The organism is Microcystis sp. LE19-84.1B (assembly GCF_027531875.1).
In the GTDB taxonomy this organism is placed as follows: Bacteria; Cyanobacteriota; Cyanobacteriia; order Cyanobacteriales; family Microcystaceae; genus Microcystis; species Microcystis panniformis.
This window is the reverse complement of the sequence record NZ_JAPZSR010000057.1, coordinates 13,183-31,706: the sequence shown is the minus strand read 5'-3', so window position 1 is coordinate 31,706 and position 18,524 is coordinate 13,183. Positions and strand designations below refer to the sequence as shown.

General features: G+C 45.2%; 24 protein-coding genes and 1 pseudogene. 4 read left to right on the top strand and 21 right to left on the bottom strand.

From position 1 onward, the window contains the following. Positions 1–133 precede the first annotated feature (133 nt). Positions 134–784: an alpha/beta fold hydrolase gene (locus tag O9324_RS03185; RefSeq protein ID WP_288139449.1), complete on the top strand. Its 651-nt coding sequence runs from the start codon at positions 134–136 to the stop codon at positions 782–784. Between the two features lie 129 nt (positions 785–913). Next, complete coding sequence (locus O9324_RS03180) at positions 914–2,098, top strand: DNA cytosine methyltransferase (protein ID WP_288139448.1); 1,185 nt, start codon at positions 914–916, stop codon at positions 2,096–2,098. Here the strand turns inward: O9324_RS03180 and O9324_RS03175 are convergent. From O9324_RS03175 to cysK, 10 genes and pseudogenes are all read right to left on the bottom strand, one after another. After that, positions 2,064–2,972, bottom strand: coding sequence for a hypothetical protein (locus tag O9324_RS03175; RefSeq protein ID WP_288139447.1), 909 nt, complete (start codon positions 2,970–2,972; stop codon positions 2,064–2,066). The two genes, O9324_RS03180 and O9324_RS03175, sit on opposite strands and share 35 nt — an antisense overlap. Then, the gene (locus tag O9324_RS03170) at positions 2,941–3,216 is read right to left on the bottom strand and encodes a helix-turn-helix domain-containing protein (protein WP_052278399.1); all 276 of its coding nucleotides are present in this window, start codon (positions 3,214–3,216) and stop codon (positions 2,941–2,943) included. The genes O9324_RS03175 and O9324_RS03170 overlap by 32 nt, the downstream gene beginning before the upstream one ends. 102 nt (positions 3,217–3,318) lie before the next feature. Further along, complete coding sequence (locus tag O9324_RS03165; RefSeq protein ID WP_288139450.1) at positions 3,319–4,032, bottom strand: MBL fold metallo-hydrolase; 714 nt, start codon at positions 4,030–4,032, stop codon at positions 3,319–3,321. 957 nt (positions 4,033–4,989) lie between these two features. After that, positions 4,990–5,469, bottom strand: a pseudogene (locus O9324_RS03160) (FAD/NAD(P)-binding protein); the annotation flags it as partial. Between the two features lie 308 nt (positions 5,470–5,777). Next, positions 5,778–6,416: a cadmium resistance transporter gene (locus tag O9324_RS03155; RefSeq protein ID WP_287628460.1), complete on the bottom strand. Its 639-nt coding sequence runs from the start codon at positions 6,414–6,416 to the stop codon at positions 5,778–5,780. 30 nt (positions 6,417–6,446) lie between these two features. Next, the gene (locus O9324_RS03150; RefSeq protein ID WP_149107032.1) at positions 6,447–7,022 is read right to left on the bottom strand and encodes a Crp/Fnr family transcriptional regulator; all 576 of its coding nucleotides are present in this window, start codon (positions 7,020–7,022) and stop codon (positions 6,447–6,449) included. Between the two features lie 159 nt (positions 7,023–7,181). Then, positions 7,182–7,856, bottom strand: coding sequence for a hypothetical protein (locus O9324_RS03145; RefSeq protein ID WP_288139446.1), 675 nt, complete (start codon positions 7,854–7,856; stop codon positions 7,182–7,184). 217 nt (positions 7,857–8,073) lie between these two features. Then, the gene (locus O9324_RS03140; protein ID WP_288139445.1) at positions 8,074–8,610 is read right to left on the bottom strand and encodes an MgtC/SapB family protein; all 537 of its coding nucleotides are present in this window, start codon (positions 8,608–8,610) and stop codon (positions 8,074–8,076) included. Positions 8,611–8,769: 159 nt separating this feature from the next. Further along, on the bottom strand, positions 8,770–8,991 hold the full coding sequence (locus O9324_RS03135) for a PLP-dependent transferase (RefSeq protein WP_288139444.1): 222 nt from the start codon (positions 8,989–8,991) through the stop codon (positions 8,770–8,772). Positions 8,992–9,006: 15 nt separating this feature from the next. After that, a complete protein-coding gene (cysK, locus tag O9324_RS03130; RefSeq protein ID WP_288139443.1) occupies positions 9,007–9,954 on the bottom strand; it encodes a cysteine synthase A in 948 nt (315 codons plus the stop codon). A 638-nt stretch (positions 9,955–10,592) separates the two neighbouring features. On the opposite strand from cysK, the gene cpcB reads away from it, so the two are divergent. Beyond that, complete coding sequence (cpcB, locus tag O9324_RS03125; RefSeq protein WP_002733930.1) at positions 10,593–11,111, top strand: C-phycocyanin subunit beta; 519 nt, start codon at positions 10,593–10,595, stop codon at positions 11,109–11,111. A 55-nt stretch (positions 11,112–11,166) separates the two neighbouring features. After that, the gene (gene cpcA / locus O9324_RS03120) at positions 11,167–11,658 is read left to right on the top strand and encodes a C-phycocyanin subunit alpha (RefSeq protein ID WP_287659472.1); all 492 of its coding nucleotides are present in this window, start codon (positions 11,167–11,169) and stop codon (positions 11,656–11,658) included. Positions 11,659–11,902: 244 nt separating this feature from the next. On the opposite strand, the gene O9324_RS03115 is transcribed toward cpcA, so the two are convergent. From O9324_RS03115 to O9324_RS03065, 11 genes are all read right to left on the bottom strand, one after another. Then, complete coding sequence (locus O9324_RS03115) at positions 11,903–12,901, bottom strand: sulfurtransferase (protein WP_288139442.1); 999 nt, start codon at positions 12,899–12,901, stop codon at positions 11,903–11,905. A gap of 110 nt (positions 12,902–13,011) precedes the next feature. Then, a complete protein-coding gene (locus tag O9324_RS03110; RefSeq protein ID WP_288139441.1) occupies positions 13,012–13,680 on the bottom strand; it encodes a phosphatase PAP2 family protein in 669 nt (222 codons plus the stop codon). After that, complete coding sequence (locus tag O9324_RS03105; RefSeq protein WP_002767300.1) at positions 13,677–14,057, bottom strand: DUF7980 family protein; 381 nt, start codon at positions 14,055–14,057, stop codon at positions 13,677–13,679. Before O9324_RS03105 ends, O9324_RS03110 begins: the two co-directional genes overlap by 4 nt. Positions 14,058–14,370: 313 nt before the next feature. Continuing rightward, positions 14,371–15,453 carry a sulfate ABC transporter substrate-binding protein gene (locus tag O9324_RS03100; RefSeq protein ID WP_287628465.1) on the bottom strand — a complete coding sequence of 361 codons (1,083 nt, stop codon included), beginning with the start codon at positions 15,451–15,453 and terminating at the stop codon, positions 14,371–14,373. Between the two features lie 603 nt (positions 15,454–16,056). Further along, positions 16,057–16,263, bottom strand: coding sequence for a hypothetical protein (locus tag O9324_RS03095; RefSeq protein ID WP_012267562.1), 207 nt, complete (start codon positions 16,261–16,263; stop codon positions 16,057–16,059). A 3-nt stretch (positions 16,264–16,266) separates the two neighbouring features. Further along, positions 16,267–16,557: a GIY-YIG nuclease family protein gene (locus O9324_RS03090; protein ID WP_287628466.1), complete on the bottom strand. Its 291-nt coding sequence runs from the start codon at positions 16,555–16,557 to the stop codon at positions 16,267–16,269. A gap of 123 nt (positions 16,558–16,680) precedes the next feature. Further along, positions 16,681–17,052 carry a clan AA aspartic protease gene (locus tag O9324_RS03085; RefSeq protein WP_288139440.1) on the bottom strand — a complete coding sequence of 124 codons (372 nt, stop codon included), beginning with the start codon at positions 17,050–17,052 and terminating at the stop codon, positions 16,681–16,683. After that, positions 17,049–17,324: a hypothetical protein gene (locus O9324_RS03080; protein WP_002793815.1), complete on the bottom strand. Its 276-nt coding sequence runs from the start codon at positions 17,322–17,324 to the stop codon at positions 17,049–17,051. The genes O9324_RS03085 and O9324_RS03080 overlap by 4 nt, the downstream gene beginning before the upstream one ends. Before the next feature lie 70 nt (positions 17,325–17,394). Beyond that, entirely contained in the window at positions 17,395–17,634 is a 240-nt protein-coding gene (locus O9324_RS03075; RefSeq protein WP_002787146.1) for an antitoxin family protein, read from the bottom strand. Positions 17,635–17,820: 186 nt separating this feature from the next. After that, positions 17,821–18,087 (bottom strand): hypothetical protein, encoded by a 267-nt coding sequence (locus O9324_RS03070; protein WP_287630601.1) that lies wholly within the window; start codon positions 18,085–18,087, stop codon positions 17,821–17,823. Next, positions 18,056–18,331 (bottom strand): BrnT family toxin, encoded by a 276-nt coding sequence (locus O9324_RS03065; protein WP_002803123.1) that lies wholly within the window; start codon positions 18,329–18,331, stop codon positions 18,056–18,058. The genes O9324_RS03070 and O9324_RS03065 overlap by 32 nt, the downstream gene beginning before the upstream one ends. Between the last annotated feature and the right edge of the window lie 193 nt (positions 18,332–18,524).

The following is an 18,524-nucleotide window of genomic DNA, read 5'->3' as shown; positions in this document are numbered from 1 at the left end:
GTAGAGGAGTCTATTTATACTACCACTTACTTTGCTTCGGGATGAACCCGAGTCAGTCTGGGTCGCTGAATCCTTTATTGGGTAAGCTTTTCAACCTGTTTGACACTCTCTTACTCGAAAAAATGAGCGAACGGTGAGTTTGGAGTGGGCGCTACTGTACCCGGAGAGGACGCGATCAATCGCTGTGATTGCGGCTTCGGGACGACATTCGGCCTGGTGTATTGCGCTGGGAGAGGCCCAAAGGGGGGCGATCTACGCCGATCCCCATTGGCAAGGGGGAAATTATGCGATCGATCGCCCTCCGGCCCGGGGTTTATCGGCAGCCCGGATGATGGCGATGACTACCTACCGATCGCACGCCAGTTTTGAGGAACGTTTCGGCCGGGAGTACGGGGAGGGGGGAGAGTTCACGATCGCCCGCTATCTAGAATATCAGGGGAAAAAGTTAGTCGAACGTTTTGATGCGAATGCTTATATAACGTTAAGTAGGGCGATGGATCGTCACGATGTCACCCGGACGGGAAAAAGTTACCAATCGGTTTTACAGTCGATTCAACAACCGACGGCGATCGTGGCGATCGATTCGGATCTTCTTTATCCTCCGGTGGAACAAGAGGAGTTGGCGAAATATATCCCCAATTCTGAATTATTCTGGTTGCGATCGCCGCACGGTCACGATGCGTTTTTAATGGATGGCGATATGGATGCGTTGAATGATCTTCTCGTGGCTTTCCGTTTGGAAAGGGGAACTCGTGACGGTTGCGGATTCGGGATGGCTGGGTAGAAGGCGATCGGGGATTGATGACGACTAGGTTAAAAGTAGCTTGACTTTGTTACTCTACCTTCCATAGGCGTGACTTGATTTTTTGTAGACGATGTGTCACAATAAACCATATATATTCAAGTGAGCGCAATGTCAGAACTTCAATTATCATTATTCCCTCAAAATAATCAAGATATTGAAAAGACGAAAAAAGTCAAATTAGGACGTTATGAAAAAATTCAACGGGAACTACTGACCATCAAGCGTGATTTACATCAAGTTTTTGTGGATGTTAATTCTCCGATCGCTCCTCATCTAAATTATAACTTCATTGATTTATTTTGTGGTGCCGGTGGCATAACTCAAGGTTTAGTTCAGGCAAATTTTCATCCAGCAGCAAGTGTTGAAATCAATCGGGTCGCTTCATTAACACATCGGTACAACTTCCCACAATGCCATCATTTCTGTGGTGATATTCATGACTTTCAAGCAGAGAAATGGCTTATCTTGGCAGGCTCACCCGATATACATTTAGTTGTTGGAGGTCCGCCGTGTCAGGGTTTTTCGGTCGCTGGTAAACGAGATCCCAATGATCCTCGAAATCAATTATTTAAAGAGTTTATAAGAGTGGTTTCTGAAATTCAGCCTTGGTATGTCGTCATGGAAAATGTGCCAGGGATTCTCACGATGCAAAAAGGCAAGGTGAAAGAAACTATCTTAGAAGAGTTTGAATCGATCGGTTATTCTAATGTTTCGATCGCTATTCTTGAATCTGCCGCTTATGGAATTCCTCAAATTAGACCGAGAGCAATTTTTATAGCTAATAGATTCGATCTACCTAATCCTTATCCTCAACCTCAATTACTACCTCATCAATATATTCCGATAGAGTCCGCTATTTCCGATTTACCAGCTTACACACCTATTCCCGAAATTAATCATGAATGGACACGCCATTCCTCGAAGTATATGGAACGGATCGCGCGAGTACCCCCCGGTGGTTCTCTCTATGAAACCTACGTTGATGCTTTTAAGCGCCAGTATCCAGGCAAACCGAGTATGACCATCAAAGAAAATCATGGAGGTACACATATTCATCCCCATCTTAATCGAGTTATTTCCGCCCGTGAAATGGCCAGACTTCAATCTTTCCCCGATTCGTTTATTTTTGAGGGAACCATGAAAAAAGCTATGTGGCAAATTGGTAATGCGGTTCCCCCACGTTTAGCCGAATGTATCGGATACGCTTTAATTCCTTATCTCAACAAAGTTGCTTTACAGCTAGAGCAAGAATCGCAGATTAATCAGAATTTAAATCCGATAGCTTGCGGTTGAGAGCAATTCTCCATTTCTGCAAATCATACCATCCACAGCCACTACACCCTACTTCCGCCGCTTTTCCACTTTTTGGAATAGTATCCGGCCATTTTTCATCACCCTCATAATAGTATTGGATACCGAAGGGATAGCCCCGATCCCCTGTTTGGTAGCATTTACGGCAGACTTCACGCTTCTGTAAATTGCGCTGATTCGTCAAAAGTTGAAATTGTTCTCGAATCTCCGTATCGGCCAAATGCTCTAATGAATCTCGTCTCGTATCGTTTCCCCAACGAATTTCTGGAAATTTATGGTCGGGTAACAGATTATCTTTCCCCACAGTCTTACCCTCGTAAGCATCATAACCACCGAGCAGATCAATGATTTTCTTCCGTAGAACTGATGACCACACCTCGTATCCCGATATTCCCCCGCGAGGTAGCGGAACAAGTATAATATGCGTTTTCTTGGAACCACAAGTCGAGCATTTTTTTGATGTATCAGTTGCGATCGTATATCCCATTTCTTTTAAATCTTGAATCCTTCTAGCCCAATTCGGATTCGGGGGTAATTGACAAGCAACACAAGTCCAACTAAAAGTGATAAGTGCATCAAAGAATGGTTTTGTTACTTTTGCTTTTTCTTTCTGTAACCAGAAGACCTGTTGTTCTTGTATCCACTTCGGATGATCACTCGGATGACAGTATTTATAGGCTCGCTGAAGATATTCTTCAATAGCTGAAGATTCGGCCAGATCTACGCCAGTACGTCTATACTCAACTGGAATCGCGCCTTCCCAAATCGTACCGTCATCATATCGAAAAGTAACGTCTATGTAACTTTCGGAAGCTTTTGAGTGCCTACGTTGTCCGTGTTGTACGATCTTTTCCATTGGTTTGATTAACTTTGTTTTCCAAGCCTTCTAATAGATTGGAGACATTGAGGTTCATTCCGTTCGCCAGACTAACAAGAGCGGTTACAGAAGGATTGCGAATCCCGCGTTCGATACCGGAAATATAAGTTCTATCTAGATTCGAGCGTGTCGCTAGTTCTTCTTGGGAGATCCCTAGATTTTCTCTGTGTTGTCTTACTAACGAACCCAACGCTTTTAAAATTTTTGCCTTGTTTTCGTCCATAGTTCTATCCTGACCGCACATAGACGATGAGTCCACGGACGATCTGTCACATTCCGATGGAAGCACTAGAAATCGAGCGGCTTTTGAGTATCGATCGCCCGTTTAAATCTGATAATCCATGACGAAAACCACCTTACCACCCCGTGCGTTGGCACTTAAGGCCGCCGTCATCTTTTTCGGATAGGGTAGATTGAGATTATTCATCAACTCCACAAAATCCTCGCGATTGCGGCCGGCAAAACGGGGATTCCAGCGCTTTTCCTCACCGATCGAGGAGACCGTTCTGCCCAGATAATCGTGACAGGGGTAAACTAGCGTATCATCGGGGAGGGTGAATAACTTCTCCGTTACCGTCTTGTATAGGACTTCCGGCGAACCGTTCTGAAAATCGGTACGACCGCAACCGCGAATTAAGAGTGCATCCCCCGTTAATAGCCGTTTTTCATCGATGAGATAGGCTATATGACTATCGGTGTGGCCCGGAGTAGCGATCGCTTTTAGCTGCTGACCTGCCACGAGCCAGATATCGCCATCGCGTACATAACCATCGATATCGCTCACTTCCGCGTTTTCGGGAAAGAGGATCGAACAGTTGGTTAACTCGCGTAATCGGTGCGCTCCGGTGATATGGTCGGCGTGGACATGGGTTTCCATGGTTTGGCGTAGAGTTAACCCCAACTGCCAAAGAATCTGCCGATCGCGATCGACCTGTTCCAGGACCGGATCGATTAAAATCGCCTCCCCCGTACCCGAATCAGCGATCAGATAGGTGTAGGTACTCGATTCCCTATCAAAAAGCTGACGAAAAATCGGCACTGCCGGCTGGAATGCGATCGAGTAGGCCGCGGGGAGAGAAATTCTCTCCTTCAGCGATCGCAACAAATCCCGGGCCAGTTCGGCCGCCTGTAAACGCAGTTCGGGGATGGCGGTGGTTTCCCAGAGATCGCCTTTGCGGGGATTTCCCAAAGTGTAGAGGGTTGGCGATGCCGTACCGTCTGCGCCGATAATTGCCCCATTGTCGGCGGTTTCGATGCCACAACCTAGGGGATGGGGACGGATTAACCCCCGTTGACGAAGATGAACGACAAGGGGATCGGTGATCGTCCTGTAATCGTTACTCGCGCCGGTACAGTTAATAATTCGATCGACCGGTAGGTTTAAGAGGTTTCCCGTTCCCCGTTGACGGATAGTAACCTCTACACAGCCGTTTTTATCCTCAGCAGTTTCAATTCTTCCCCCATGATAGGTTAATTGTCCCGATTCTACGGCCTGATCGAGGATACCGGCGATCTCATCGGCGACGCGATGGCGAAGAACCTCCCAATAGGCTTTCAGGTGGCGTAGAAATCTGGCGCGTTCGGCTATCGGCAGAGAATGCCATAGACCTTGAGATATAGGACGTAAGGCGTTTAAAACGGCCCGCCAGTCGTGACCTTGACTCTCGGCCCTTTTTACCTCCGCACGAATTCGCCCTAGTAGTCCCCGCGCGGTCTGGGGTGCGGTTTCGAGGGTGAGGAACGGGGGATAGGGATCGGTGGGTCGGTGCGATCGGGGGATCAGGCCATGACGGGAAACCGCCTGGATTTTGCCGGCGAATCCCCTTTGTGCCAGGGAAACCACCATATCCACCATCGTTAACCCCGTACCGACCAGCAGCACCGTCCCGTCGGGTTTTAGATCGGCGAGTGCCTCCGTTTCCCAAGCGTCGCGGAGATAGGGGAAATTGAGCAACGCGAGGGGTTGGGGAACCGTTGCGGGAAAATTGCCCAGCGCCAGAACTACCTTAGCGGCGCTGATTTTCTTGCCTCCTTTGAGGGTAATTGTCGCCTTTTCCCCGTCGAGTACCAGATCGATCGCCGCATCGGTAAATGTTTCCAGACGGTGATCGGCAATGGCGTTGTCCCGCGCTTCTTCTAGGATCGATCGGATGTATTTGCCGTACACTAGACGCGGTACGAAGCTGGCCGGATCGAGCGAGCGATAGCCGTTATCTGCTAACCAGTGGAGGAAATGTTCGGGATCGTCCTCGAAGGCGCTCATTTTGCCGGCGGGAATATTGAGCAGGTGGCCGCTGTCTCGCGTTCCGTAGGCGATCCCCGTACCGAGGGGTTTTCGGCGCTCGATCAGGGCGATCGATAATGGAGTCCCTGTGTCGCGCAACAGGTTCGCTGTCACGAGGGAGCCACTAAATCCTCCCCCGATAATGGCGATGTCGAAAGTTGCAGAAAATTGATTCCGGTCAATGTAGCTCATAGATAAGGGGTATGGTAAGGGTGTCCTTGGGGAGATAAGATGCGTTTAGTTGAGCATTTCGGTCATCGATAGGCGATGCCCATTTGTTGAAAAATAGTATTAATTCGCCGATGTCGGTTTTTGCAGGAAGCTTCGGCCGCTATTTGTTGTTTTTTAATTCTCAGACCAAATCCTTTTATAACTTTTCAAGAGAACGTAGGTTGGGTTGAAGCATGAAACCCAACGCCTGATTATGTTACGCTACCGCTAACCCATCCTACAAATAATTTTGCCTCCCTACTTAAAAGATAATTTTTAGGCATTCTTGGTTAAGACATTAGAAATAAACGATAGGATCGGCTGTCAACTAATATATAAATCCCTAGAAAAATATAGATAAAAGGACTAATTTTATGTCCGTAGTTTGTAACCACTTTAGCTATCCTGGGATGGGTAATCAAAAAATAGGCTAGGAGGCACCAAATCCCCATCATGAGATAAAAAACTATCATGATAATTAAGACGTACATCGGGGAATTATTGGCAAAAAGAGAGGTATAGATACCAATATTATCACCACCATTAGCCACGGTCACGGCGGCAACGTAATAGGTTTGGGAGGGAAAACGAGGAATAAAGGAGCGATTTTTAGAATAATTAACATCTTCTCTTACTTCTTGAATATAATCCTCATTTTCCCTTGACAAAAGTTGTTTAATGCCGATAATTAGAGGGATAAATCCTAATAGACCAATCCATTCTTTAGAAACCAGTAACCCAAATAGTAAACCGAGGGAACTAGCTAGGAGAATCAGGGTAAAACCGAGGTATTGACCAACAATCAGGTGTCGAGGTCGAAAATTAGCATTAAGTCGCGAGAAAAACAACATTAGCACCATCAGATCATCAAGATTTGTGGCCACAAAACTCGTCACGCTAGTAATTAAAAGGGTTACTAACCAATTCATAGATTGAAAAAAGAGATAATCCTTCCCATTCTAAATCTCGTAGTGCCAGATGTCCTCCTCTCGTAAAAGAAGACGATGGACGGGAAGACGTTCCACGGCCCCCTGTTGTTCTAGACTATTAAGTGCGCGGGTAATTGTGACTCTAGTGGTTCCTAATAAGTCAGCGATATCCTGATGAGTTAGACGCACATCAATTAATTGTCCAGTACCAGTTTGTTTACCAAATTGATTGCCTAACCATGACAGTAATTTCACAACCATAACATCAGTACGTTTGTAGCTACGAATAATACTTAGTTCTTGTGCTTGCTGAAGATGAGACAGCAGAATTTCTGCCATTTGATAACTCTCAACTGTGGAAAAGGAAACTGCTTGCACCGGAGTGATGCACTCAACTTGATAGGGATTGACTCTCTCTAGGGTTTTGCCAACAAAATTGCCGGGTCCCCACAATCCCAAGACGATTAGGGTTCCATCTTCTAACCAGGTGGAGGTTTTTACGACTCCACTCTCGATTTTCCAGAAATTAGGGTTTCTAAGGGGCAAAATCGCCCGATTATCAAAGTGCCAGCGATGGGGGGTTGGTGGTTGATAGGTAAGCGTCATGATTGGTAAGTAGTCGTGCAAAATTAATTTCCTAGTCGAGACTCCGAGACTCCGAGACAGGAGACGGGATACAGCTATTAGGGATCGGATTTGATAATTTTGGGGTAAAAACGATAATTACCCCAAAAAAGACCGATTTTATGCCCTTGCAAGCCCTATTTATTTCGGGGTGCTAGTCTTCTCCAGTTCCGTGGTGGCCGAGGAGATCAGTTCTTGCCAAGCTCGATCGCTTTCCTGTAGAGTTTGTTTAACCGCGTCGATGGTCTTTTCCACGCGAGTTTTCAGGAAAGGGGAAGCATTGTCTTTGAGTCGTTCGGTGTCGTCGGCTAAGATATCGATCGTCTCGGAGGTATTAACGAGGCTCTTTTCTAGGGTAATAAGGTTGTTTTGCAGGGTTTCACTGAGTTTAGCCCCGGATTTGGTCAATTTTTTCGTAAATTTACTCACTTTTTCCCCTAGATTGTCAATATTGTCCGCTAAGTCCTCTAGGTTGTCCTGTTGAGCTTCGATAATATTCTTGTCGAGAGAAGGAGCGGCCAGTTGAGCATTTAGGTCATCGATAGCCGATTTTGTCGCTTGGATGGCTTTTTCATAGGCAATTTGGGCATCTTCCAGAATTTTGGGGACAGAAACCTCATTTTTTTTCTTGACTGGTTCCACCACAGTGCCACCCGTTGCTGTTGTACGGTCAATGACGGCCAACTGTTCGGGGAGTAGCGGCAAGGCGATCGCATTTCCTCTTCCCCCTAGGAGCAAAGTGACAGTTAAGAGGAAAATCAGCAGCCGGAAGACTTGATTTTTGAGGCTTTGAAAGCTCTTATTTCGGTTGAACATGATTTAATTTTCTCCTGTTTAGAAAAATTAGTTACTCTATCTAAATGTTATCATACAAAATACTTGTGTGTTATTTATATACGGAAAATTTTATAAAAAATTTATTATATTTTTTAAACGATAAATTGCAGAAAAAATATAAACTTTTTGAGCTAAAAGCCATTAGAGAAAAGCTTTTGCTCTTTTAATAAAAAATTAATTTTTATCACTTTTTTTATTAATGGGACGCTGAATTATCCGATGAGTCTATTTCTTGATTAATCGGAGATATTTTCTTACGACCTTTAATATATTTAGCTAAAGGTTGTTTTTTCTTCAGTCGTTTAATGCCACTGAGGGTGGAGAGAGTGAAAAAAGTTCCCACGAGAACCATCTGCCATAAACCGCAGCCAGAAGCGGCGCCTAACCCTGCCGCTAACCAGATAGTCGCCGCCGAAGTCAAACCTTTCACTTGTACCTTATTTAGTTCCCGATGGGATTGTTGTAGGATGATTCCCGCTCCTAAAAAACCGACACCAGAAGCGACCCCTTGAATAGTACGACTGAGAGCATTAGAAGACGCATAACCCACATCTCCCTCCGCTTGTAGGGGAATCATCACGAACATGGCAGCCCCGATACTAACGATGATAAAAGTTCTCAATCCAGCCGGACGACCGCCTCCCTGTCGGTTATAACCAATCAGACAGCCGACGGCCATAGCCATACTCAGCCGAAAAATAATCGTTTGCCAATCTGTCGAGTCAAAAAACATTGCTTAACCCATCAAATGAGATAAAAACTTCGCCTAACCAATCAACGCCTTTTCCAGATCCCGCTTTAAATCGTTCCTATTCTCGTTCCCAGTTTTAAGCGTTCTTTTTCCGGCGAGGTAAAAGCCGTCGCTGCCGTTAATCCCCCCTTTAACCCGATGCTAATGACGGGCGAGACTATGCTGGGGATGACTGGGTAAACTGGGATAATAAACTCGATCGATCTTGGGATGATTAGCCAGAAAATAGGTGATAACTAGGGCATTTTTCTCCTGTTCATCTAGGGACGGGCGCGTCGGGTTGCCGGTCCTGGAATATTCATAGCTTCCGAGATAAATGGGAACCGTTACCGCCCCATGAATCGCCCTCGTTTCAAATACCATCAATTTATTGTCCTATTAGTCGATATCTTCGAGGTCTTTAAACAGGGCCGTGCTGAGGTAACGTTCCCCGAAACTAGGCTGAATCATGACGATTAATTTATCTTCGTTTTCGGGTCTTTTGCCCACCTGAATTGCCGCCCATAAAGCCGCCCCGGCCGAGATGCCCGATAGTAGTCCCTCCTGACGAGCTAACCGTCGCGCGTAGGCGAAAGCCTCTGTATCATCGACGATAATCACCTCATCGATTAATTCCGGTCGGAAAATTGCCGGGATAAAACCGGCCCCGATGCCTTGGATTTTGTGCGGTCCTGGTTGTCCTCCCGATAAGACGGGACTATTAGCGGGTTCAACTGCGATCGCTTGAAATTGGGGACGACGGGGTTTAATGGTTTCGGCAATACCAGTAATGGTTCCCCCGGTTCCCACGCCACCAATAACGATATCTACCAGTCCGTCGGTATCGGCCCAGATTTCTTCGGCGGTGGTTTCTCGGTGAATTTTCGGGTTGGCTGGGTTGCGGAACTGTTGCAAACTATAGGCGTTGGGGGTGTTTTCGACTATTTCCTCGGCTCTGGCGATCGCTCCTTTCATGCCTTGGCTACCCGGGGTTAACTCTAATTGCGCCCCGTAAGCTTTTAACATTGCCCGTCGTTCTAAACTCATGGTTTCGGGCATAGTCAGGACTAAGCGATAGCCTTTGGCCGCCGCCACCATGGCCAGGGCGATGCCCGTATTGCCGGAAGTGGGTTCCACCAGAATTGTTTTATCGGGGTGAATTAGTCCGGCGGCTTCCGCGTCCTCCACCATACTGACACCAATGCGATCCTTAACCGAGGCGGCGGGGTTCATACTTTCTAGTTTGACCACGATGCGGGCTTTTACTCCCTCTGCTACTGGGATTCGATTCAGTTGAACTAGGGGAGTCCGTCCTACCAATTGGGTGATGTCTCTTGCGATCGCCATAATCCCACTTGCTTTATACTTGTTGGCTATTTTTGATTATATCTGTATTTAAATTGTTTTACAATACTCTTTAGATTGAAGTACAGTGCGTCGGCGGGGATAATCCCTGTCGATTTTTATTGCCTTGCTAGTTTTTTTGTATATCGAAGCACAATCGGCAAAATTGTCTTGGGAAATTTCTCTCAATTTAGTTAATTATTATTAGTATATAAAAGCACATTTATTTAAATAACTTAAACGAATTATTAGAGAGATGAAAAGAGTGATACTTTTTCTTGGTATCGGGTTACACATTTAGGAAAGTTTTCTGAGATTTATACTAAAAAATTATTTTTTTGCCGCTTTTTTGAGAAACAATTTTTAATAAATAAAAGTGGGAAAATGGTTTATAAAATAATTTATGGCAAAAACGAAGTGTATCTAGGAGCGGATAACAACGCTAAATACAATTAACAAGAATTGTTCCTCGATATACAAAAAAATCTGGCCAAGGGAGAGCAAAACTTTTTTCTGGGACGATATTATAGTCCCAAGAGAAAAACTCCTAGATACTTTATCGGAAAAATAAAGAAAAGCCAGAAAAATCAACCTCGATATTTTGCCGAAACCAATCATCATTATAGGAGATGAAAACTATGGTGTTAGATGCCTTTGCCAAAGTCGTTTCCCAGGCCGATACCCGGGGGGAATACCTGAGCGAGAATCAAGTCAATGCCCTAATTGCCTTCGTCAAAGATGGTAATAAACGCGTCGATGTGGTCAATCGTCTTTCCAGTAATTCTTCTGCGATCGTTACCGATGCCGCGCGTAGTTTGTTTTCAGAACAGCCCGTTTTAGTTGCCCCCGGTGGTAACGCCTATACAAACCGTCGTGCCGCCGCCTGCTTGCGGGATTTGGAAATTATCCTGCGCTACGTTACCTATGCCACCTTCACCGGCGATGCCAGTATCCTCGATGATCGCGCCTTGAACGGTCTGCGGGAAACCTACGTCGCCCTAGGGGTTCCGGGGGCTTCTGTTGCGGCTGGAATTCTCAAGCTCAAAGACGCTTCCCTTGCCCTAGCAGCCGATCCCAACGGGATCACTCGTGGGGATTGCAGTTCTTTACTAGCAGAAGTCGCTTCTTACTTCGATCGAGCGGCGGCGGCAGTTTCCTGATGCTGTGACTTTCTTCTCTCAATCCGATTAAACTTTTGTAGGAGCAATTCCATCGATGACCAAAACACCTTTAACCGAAGCAGTGGCTACTGCCGATTCCCAAGGCCGTTTTCTCAGCAGTGCTGAATTACAAGTAGCCTTCGGTCGTTTCCGTCAGGCCGCCATCACCCTAGAAGGGGTGAAAATCCTCGCCCAAAAAGCCCCCAGTTTAGCCCAAGAGGCAGCCAACGCTGTCTATCAAAAATTTCCCTACACCACCCAACTCCAGGGGCCGAACTATGCCTACGATGAGCGGGGGAAATCCAAGTGCGTTCGTGATATCGGCTACTATATCCGAATTATCACCTATGCCCTCGTGGTAGGGGGTACAGGCCCGATCGATGAATATCTGGTCGCCGGTTTGAGTGAAATTAATAGTGCCTTTGAACTATCTCCTAGCTGGTATATCGAAGCCTTAAAATACATCAAAACCAATCACGGATTAACTGGGGATGCTGCTGTAGAAGCTAATTCCTACATTGATTATGTGATCAACGCCCTTAGCTAATTCCCGTCAACTTTACGTCAAAATAAGCTCAAATCTCCTAAATTCACCTCGGGATGAGCGCCGAGGTTTTTTTGCGTCTGTCTAATACTAAATTCAGAAAACGGGTTTCTCGGAGAAACCCGTTTTCTGTGCGTTACTCAACGGATTTAGTCTAACTTAGCCATCCTCGGGAACCTACCCTAACAAAAAAACCATCTTGGGTAAGATGGTTAAACACAACGAGTATAGACCGACAAACTTGACTTCAGACCGCTTTTTCTGGCCCAGTAGCGACGGGCAGATCCGTGGTACTGTACTCTGTCCAAGAACCTTCGTAAATTCGCACCTTGGGATAACCGAGCAGATGTTTGAGAACAACATACTGTAAAGTCGCTTCCCGTCCCGTACTGCAACTGACAATAATATTATCCGAGGGCTTGATGTTGCGTTGGGCAAGAATATTCCTGATTTCGTCTAAAGATTTCAATTTATGGGGATTTTTCAGGGATTCATCGGGATTATTCGCTTCCGTAAAGGTCGGCCAGGGTATATTTTTCGCCCCCGGAATATGACCATTTCTCAGCCAGATATCCTGTTTTCCCTGAAAAAGTTCTTCGGGCCTGGGATCGATAACAACCACATCCGGTTTGCCGATCAATTTTTCTACTTCTGCCAAAGTCACCCGAATCGAGGGATTATCACGGACAGTAAAGCTCCCTGGTTGATATTTAGGGAATTCTTTAGTTACCTTTTGTTCAGAAGCCTTATAACCCTTAAAACCACCATCTAAGACGGCCACATCTCGGAAACCCGATCGCTCTAATAAATAAGCCACCATGGTTGCCCCCAAGACATCGCGACCATCGGAATATACCAGCACTCGATCGCCATTAGTGATTCCCGCAGCGGCAAAGAGGCTGCCAATTTTATCCTCTTGCCAATATTGAACCGGCAAAAATCCGTTCGGACCGCGAAAATTATTATCGGCTATATTCACCGCTTTCGGTAAATGACCGGTGATATATTCCAAAGGATTAATCCGCACATCGAGAATTTTTAACTTCGGATCGTTGAGATTTTGTGCTAACCAAACCGGCGATACAAAGTCTATCTTAGTCTCAGATTTAGACGTGGCCATCAGGGGCGATGACGGTGCTAAGGTAAAGGTTAAAATGCAGAGAAGAACTAAAGTGATAAAAGCAAGGGGACGGCTTTGAAACCGTCCCAGGAATAGACCCTTCCCTTTAGGCATTTTTGGTTTCATGATTCAGTGTCAGCGACGAATATCAAACGATAATTACTATAAGGCTTTGATTAGCTTTATCCAAAAATTTAGGTATAACGTGATATTTTTCTTGGCAGCAAGTCGGTCAACTAATTATTAATTTCCTCTTGGGTGTTGATCGCCTTGGGTGTCTCTAATAACTGTCGCCACCAGAGATGAACTAAGAGAGACCAAGCGATCGCTAAAAGCCAAGCGGCAAGGATATCGCTAGGAAAGTGAACTCCTAAATAAAGACGGGTCCAAGCAATAACCAAAACCAAGGGAATCCCCAGTAAAACTACCCCTAAAAACCAGCGCGTTCTCCAAGATAGGATCAGTAAAGAAACCACTAACAGGGAACTAAATAAAGCATGACCGCTAGGGAAGGCAAAATCATCGGGTAAGGGATAAAATAACTGCCAAAATTGCGGGCGATTCCGATGAAAAAGAATCTTGAGGTTATAACTAATTGCCCAACCTCCCGCCATGGTTACAAGGAGATAAGCGAATCCATACCAGTATTTTTTTAGGGCAAAAATCAGCAGTGAAATTGTCAGTATCGGGGCTACTCCCCAATAAGTACCTAATCCCGTTAGTTTTATGGCCAAAAAGTTTAGGTTTAAATTAGCGGTTTGATGAATAGATAACATCAGGGATTTTTCCCAAGCAAATCCTTGGGGATGCCGATCAATAGCGATCGCTAAATCCGTAAAACTTAGCGATGTTAACAAGATGGCTAAGAAAATTAAGCTATTGTTTAAGTAGGTTTTGGGAATCACGGGGAAAAAGTAGCGATCGAGGATAACAGGGGCATTTCTAATACCTGAAAATGGATCAAGACCAGAATAACTAATGTATAGGCAGTCGAGGAAAGTAATCCATTTCTTAATTCTTTTGGCCAATTGCGTTCTTCTTTCTCTCCACCGATTAATTCTTTCGTTCCGAATTGCATCAGCAAAATTCCCACAAGATTAGATAACCAATAACCAACCATGGCCGCAGGTAGAAAAAAATCGGCGTGTAAGCAAGCAATTAAACGACCGAAACCGTAGGCGATCGGCAGATTAAAAATTAGATCGTTCCACCAACACAGGGGCGATAATAAGTAACCAATCAATACCAAGCTTCCGTTTTTGATTTTGTCAAGTAGATACATCTTTTTTTAGTTACTAACTATTAGTTTTGTTTTTTTTGCCATCAGCAATCAACTATCTCTGCTATCTAGGGTTTGCGGCAAAAAGTACGGGCGAAGCATTCGGTTAGAAAATCTGCGGTTTCACCGATAGGTTATTGCCCGAATGCTTCGCCCCTACAGGACGCGGGCCGATGAAGACGCAAGGTTTTGAACGACGATTCTCTTAAAATCTTGCACCTGTTTCGCAAGAAAAGCCACAAAACCCTTACCTTGCCCACATTTCACATTTATTCAGCAAGCACTATCTAGCTGACAGCTGATGGCTCACTACTAATTAACGCTGAATTTGGTCAAAAATCGCCCCATCAGCGAAGAATTTTTTCTGTATCTCCTCCCAACTACCGATCGCCGTATAAGAGAACAGATTCGGCACTTTTGGGTATTGTTTACTAAACTCTTTAGCCACATTAGCATTAACCGGACGGAAACCCACCTTGGCGAATTCCCGCTGCGCTTCGGGAGTAAAGAGAAATTGGGCAAAAGCTGTCGCTACTTCCCGGGTTTTGCGTTTATCAACTATTTTATCCACTACGGCCACGGGCGGATCGATCGAAACATTGACCGGAGGAATAGTATAGGAAAAACCGGTTTCTCCTTTTTGACGGGCCAGAATCACCTCGTTTTCGTAGTTAAGCAGCACATCCCCCTGATCCTGTTTAAAGAAGACATCGCTGGCTTCCCGGGCATCTTTGGGTAGTACAGGCACGTTTTTATAGACATTGCGGACGAAACTGGTCGCTTGTGCTTGATTGCCGCCAGTTTGAGTTACCGCTCCCCACAGGGCCAGAAAATTCCAACGGGCCACCCCAGAGGTTTTCGGGTTGGCAGTAATCACTTTAATCCCCGATTTGGCTAGATCCGGCCAGTTGCGGATTCCTTTGGGATTGCCCTGACGAGTAACTAAAGCTACCACGGAACGAGTGGCGATGGCGTTATTGGGTAATTCTTTCTGCCAACCGGGGTTAACTAAACCCGCTTTTTGCAGGCGTTCCACATCGGAACCGATGGCCAAATTTACCACATCTGCATCTAATCCGTCGATAACAGCGCGGGTTTGGGAACCAGAGCCGCCATAACTCTGTTTAATCACTACATCCTGTTTTTTCTCTCTTTTCCATTTGTTGACGAATAGAGGAATGATTTTTGAGTAGGCCGATTGAGTCACCGCGTAGGAAACTAGGGTGATTTCCACGGTTTGTTGTTTAGCTTGCTGTTTATCCGGACTGGCCAGCAGATTACTCGATGCCGATAGGGGACTAGAAGCTAGTCCGATTCCCGTTGTGACGACGGCAGCCGTAGCTAGAGAAATAAAAGGTAAGAGGGTTTTCGGTTTTGGGGATCTAGGATCAGGGATCACGATGTCATCGGCTCCTTTGTTTATTTATGGGAGATTGCTAGGTATTTTCTCTCGAATTGTATTCTATACGAAATAAAAAACATTTTCAATACATCGAAGAAAAAATATACTGTTTGGGTTAGATGCAAAGAAATCAAGCCATTAATGGCTTGATTAGCTGAAAAAACTGGAAATATTCGATTTATACGGCTTAAATGTGCCTTTAAATTTGTATGAAGCCTCTTTATGCTTGCAGAATAGAGATTTTATCGTTTTTATGGAGAGGAAAGAATTTTTTAGCGATCAAAAACCTCTCCCTAGGTGGGTTCACTGGTGAGGTTAGCGGACTTTAGCAACTATTACCCTAAAATTGAAGCGGTCTAACGACTTCCATCAATGTGCATGGTGCGTTCCCCAAAATCTATTGGTGGAGCAGTAGGACTTGCATTAGGGAACGCACCCTACGGCTTACGCGACCAGATCAGTGTACTGCTACGCCGTGCCTTCGGCATCGCACCTAACCTCACAGCTTCAATCAATGTGCAGGGTGCGTTCCCAAAAATCTATTGGTGGAGCAGTAGGACTTGCATTAGGGAACGCACTTTACAAGATCGGCGATCGCACTTATCGACCTCGCCCTGGCTTACAGTCGGCAAAACTTAATGCTTCTGTGTCTAAAAAACTGGCGATCGCCATCTCAAGAATCGCTTCAACGGGATAATCAATTTCAGTAGCGCGAGCAATCAAAGCATCCTGAATCCAGTCTGGTAAGCGTCTTAAAATAATTTCTGCATCAGTGGACGAGATTTGCTCTGAAAGTTTCGCTCGCATGGGTTAGGACTCCATCGGAATTTGAACATTATACGGTGGCTCAGTCGCTCTCAAAATGATCGCCTCTAGTTCTAATAGTAGCGCAGGGTTTTTCCAGTAAGGTATTGTCTGCACTGCTAGGCGTACATCTTCGCTGTTGTATTGATCCAGCCAAGCCCACAAAAAAGCTTTGTGTCCACCTTTAAAACGACCTCGTAAACTTTTGGTTTTACCAATGTAAAGCAATCCCTGATATCTATGCCTGACTGCGTAAATGCCAGGAAAATCAGGAATGTCGCTAAAATCCCGGCTCAAGGGTTGGCATTGTCAGATCAGAATGGGAAAGATGCAATGCAATCCTTGTTATCAAAGTAATTTCAGTTCCGGTGCTGATTCTGACTATCTTTCAATTTGACAACGCCTTTTTCTAACTAGAGACTATGACAAAGGTTTAATTGTCACTAATCCCCCAGCAAAACCCTGAATATTCAACTCATAGCCATCAAGTAAACCCATACCAACTAATGGATCTGTCTCTGACTCATTGATTTCAATAGATTTGATCTGACCATCCCAGATCACAGTTGCCTCAAATACGTTAAACATACAGAGGCTTCCATCGCCCAAGATTCCCTCTTCTTGCATATACCACGTTAATCCTAGGGTTGTAATGATAGCAGAAGGCAACGTGATAAATCCAGTGTAACCAGTGTCAATAACTGCTTTAATCGCTTGCCTCTGGTGATTTTCGCCTAGCACTACGAATTGAATAATTGCTTCTCGGCGCGAATTGACGCTCCCCATCATCATGGCAACACACTGGGGGAACGAAAGCCAAAACGATGGACGGCACGATGTCCAATGCGAATACCAAATATTTGTGCATCAGGAAAACGTATTAACAGTTGTTTAGCAGCTGTTAGGCTGTCGTCAGCCACTTCAAAAGCCCCTGTTTCGATGTCTATTGCTACAATCTTCCCATGATTCCCTTCCTCGATTTGGGAGCGTACCTGAGACTCATAGACTTCGTGTCCACGTCGGGCAAATTCTTCTTTGCTGTAGCGGGGTTGTCGAACTGTCATTGAAGCGACCCTGTGGCAACTTTTGCCCCTCTATTTTAACCTAAACATTGGGAATCTTCGCTAACATTCCTCAACAGTCATTATGGTCAATGGTTTCACCAGACAAATATTGGTCAATTTTTTCTGACCAATCAGGTTCACCCTGTAATTGCAGAGACTGAGCAGTTTTCAGAAACGTTTTAGGTGGTTTTACTTCATTGGGTAAAACACTTTCAATGATAATTGTCACCCTCGTGCCTGCGGCTAGGTTTAAGGGTTCTTCCAGTTGAAGGGCTGTCCCATCAAATACGGCTTCGAGTGCTTGAGGCATTATTTTCTAACTGCTGAGGACGGACTATCTATCTATGTTCATTATAGCCCGCCCCTTACGCGACCAGATCGGCGTACTGCTAGGCCGTGCCTTCGGCATCGTACCTAACCTCACAGCTTCAATCAATGTGCATGGTGCGTTCTCAAAAATCCTGCATTAGGGAACGAACCCTACAGCTTTTGAAGATCACATTTGAGAAGTCGGCTCCAACGCATTGTTAGACTTCTGCCTTTGGGCGATTTGCATGAGTAGTCGAAGTGCCTCATTAACCGAGTCACTGGTTGGAAATGCTTGAGCAACATCTGGATCTAGTAATACTATATTTGTTCCTGCTCTGTAGCGTTCGACATATTTTCCTCTAACACCACCCCGCATCTTGCTAAAGTCATACTCAGGTCTTGAGTCGTCTTCTAGCTCGTGATTACTCTCCATCTTGATAAAATCTCCGCTCATTTCGGGTTGCCTCTCGTGCGCTGATAATCCGAACTCGATCTGCTCGATCTGTATGAGGGACTATCAGGATGCGATTAGCATTTGATAATCCAATGATAACGTAACGCTCCTCACCATAGGAATGATCTGGATCAGGGAATGTTATAGATAAAGGATCGTTGAAAACAGTAGATGCCTCGTTGAATGAAACACCATGCTTTTTCCAGTTTGAGTTTGCTTTGTCCGGATTCCATTCAAATTGCATCTAAACAACACTTGCTACTCCACTTCAAAACTTAAGTTTAGTATCAAAAGATGCTTTACATTTCATTAACGATCAGAACGATCGCACTGTGTTATACCCGATCGCTTTGGCAATCACTTAATCTTGGCGATCGAGTATGATGTAGGGTGTGTTAGCGTCAGCGTAACGCACGGATTTTGAACATTAGATAAGG

What these genes read in the sequence shown, in the direction of transcription:
- O9324_RS03180 (WP_288139448.1), top strand. Translation starts at nt 914, where the DNA reads ATGTCAGAACTTCAATTATCATTATTCCCTCAAAATAATCAAGATATT.
- O9324_RS03175 (WP_288139447.1), bottom strand. Translation starts at nt 2,972, where the DNA reads ATGGAAAAGATCGTACAACACGGACAACGTAGGCACTCAAAAGCTTCC.
- O9324_RS03170 (WP_052278399.1), bottom strand. Translation starts at nt 3,216, where the DNA reads ATGGACGAAAACAAGGCAAAAATTTTAAAAGCGTTGGGTTCGTTAGTA.
- O9324_RS03155 (WP_287628460.1), bottom strand. Translation starts at nt 6,416, where the DNA reads ATGAATTGGTTAGTAACCCTTTTAATTACTAGCGTGACGAGTTTTGTG.
- O9324_RS03150 (WP_149107032.1), bottom strand. Translation starts at nt 7,022, where the DNA reads ATGACGCTTACCTATCAACCACCAACCCCCCATCGCTGGCACTTTGAT.
- O9324_RS03145 (WP_288139446.1), bottom strand. Translation starts at nt 7,856, where the DNA reads ATGTTCAACCGAAATAAGAGCTTTCAAAGCCTCAAAAATCAAGTCTTC.
- O9324_RS03140 (WP_288139445.1), bottom strand. Translation starts at nt 8,610, where the DNA reads ATGTTTTTTGACTCGACAGATTGGCAAACGATTATTTTTCGGCTGAGT.
- O9324_RS03135 (WP_288139444.1), bottom strand. Translation starts at nt 8,991, where the DNA reads ATGGTATTTGAAACGAGGGCGATTCATGGGGCGGTAACGGTTCCCATT.
- cysK (WP_288139443.1), bottom strand. Translation starts at nt 9,954, where the DNA reads ATGGCGATCGCAAGAGACATCACCCAATTGGTAGGACGGACTCCCCTA.
- cpcA (WP_287659472.1), top strand. Translation starts at nt 11,167, where the DNA reads ATGACCAAAACACCTTTAACCGAAGCAGTGGCTACTGCCGATTCCCAA.
- O9324_RS03115 (WP_288139442.1), bottom strand. Translation starts at nt 12,901, where the DNA reads ATGAAACCAAAAATGCCTAAAGGGAAGGGTCTATTCCTGGGACGGTTT.
- O9324_RS03105 (WP_002767300.1), bottom strand. Translation starts at nt 14,057, where the DNA reads ATGTATCTACTTGACAAAATCAAAAACGGAAGCTTGGTATTGATTGGT.
- O9324_RS03095 (WP_012267562.1), bottom strand. Translation starts at nt 16,263, where the DNA reads ATGCGAGCGAAACTTTCAGAGCAAATCTCGTCCACTGATGCAGAAATT.
- O9324_RS03085 (WP_288139440.1), bottom strand. Translation starts at nt 17,052, where the DNA reads ATGATGATGGGGAGCGTCAATTCGCGCCGAGAAGCAATTATTCAATTC.
- O9324_RS03080 (WP_002793815.1), bottom strand. Translation starts at nt 17,324, where the DNA reads ATGACAGTTCGACAACCCCGCTACAGCAAAGAAGAATTTGCCCGACGT.
- O9324_RS03075 (WP_002787146.1), bottom strand. Translation starts at nt 17,634, where the DNA reads ATGCCTCAAGCACTCGAAGCCGTATTTGATGGGACAGCCCTTCAACTG.
- O9324_RS03070 (WP_287630601.1), bottom strand. Translation starts at nt 18,087, where the DNA reads ATGAGCGGAGATTTTATCAAGATGGAGAGTAATCACGAGCTAGAAGAC.
- O9324_RS03065 (WP_002803123.1), bottom strand. Translation starts at nt 18,331, where the DNA reads ATGCAATTTGAATGGAATCCGGACAAAGCAAACTCAAACTGGAAAAAG.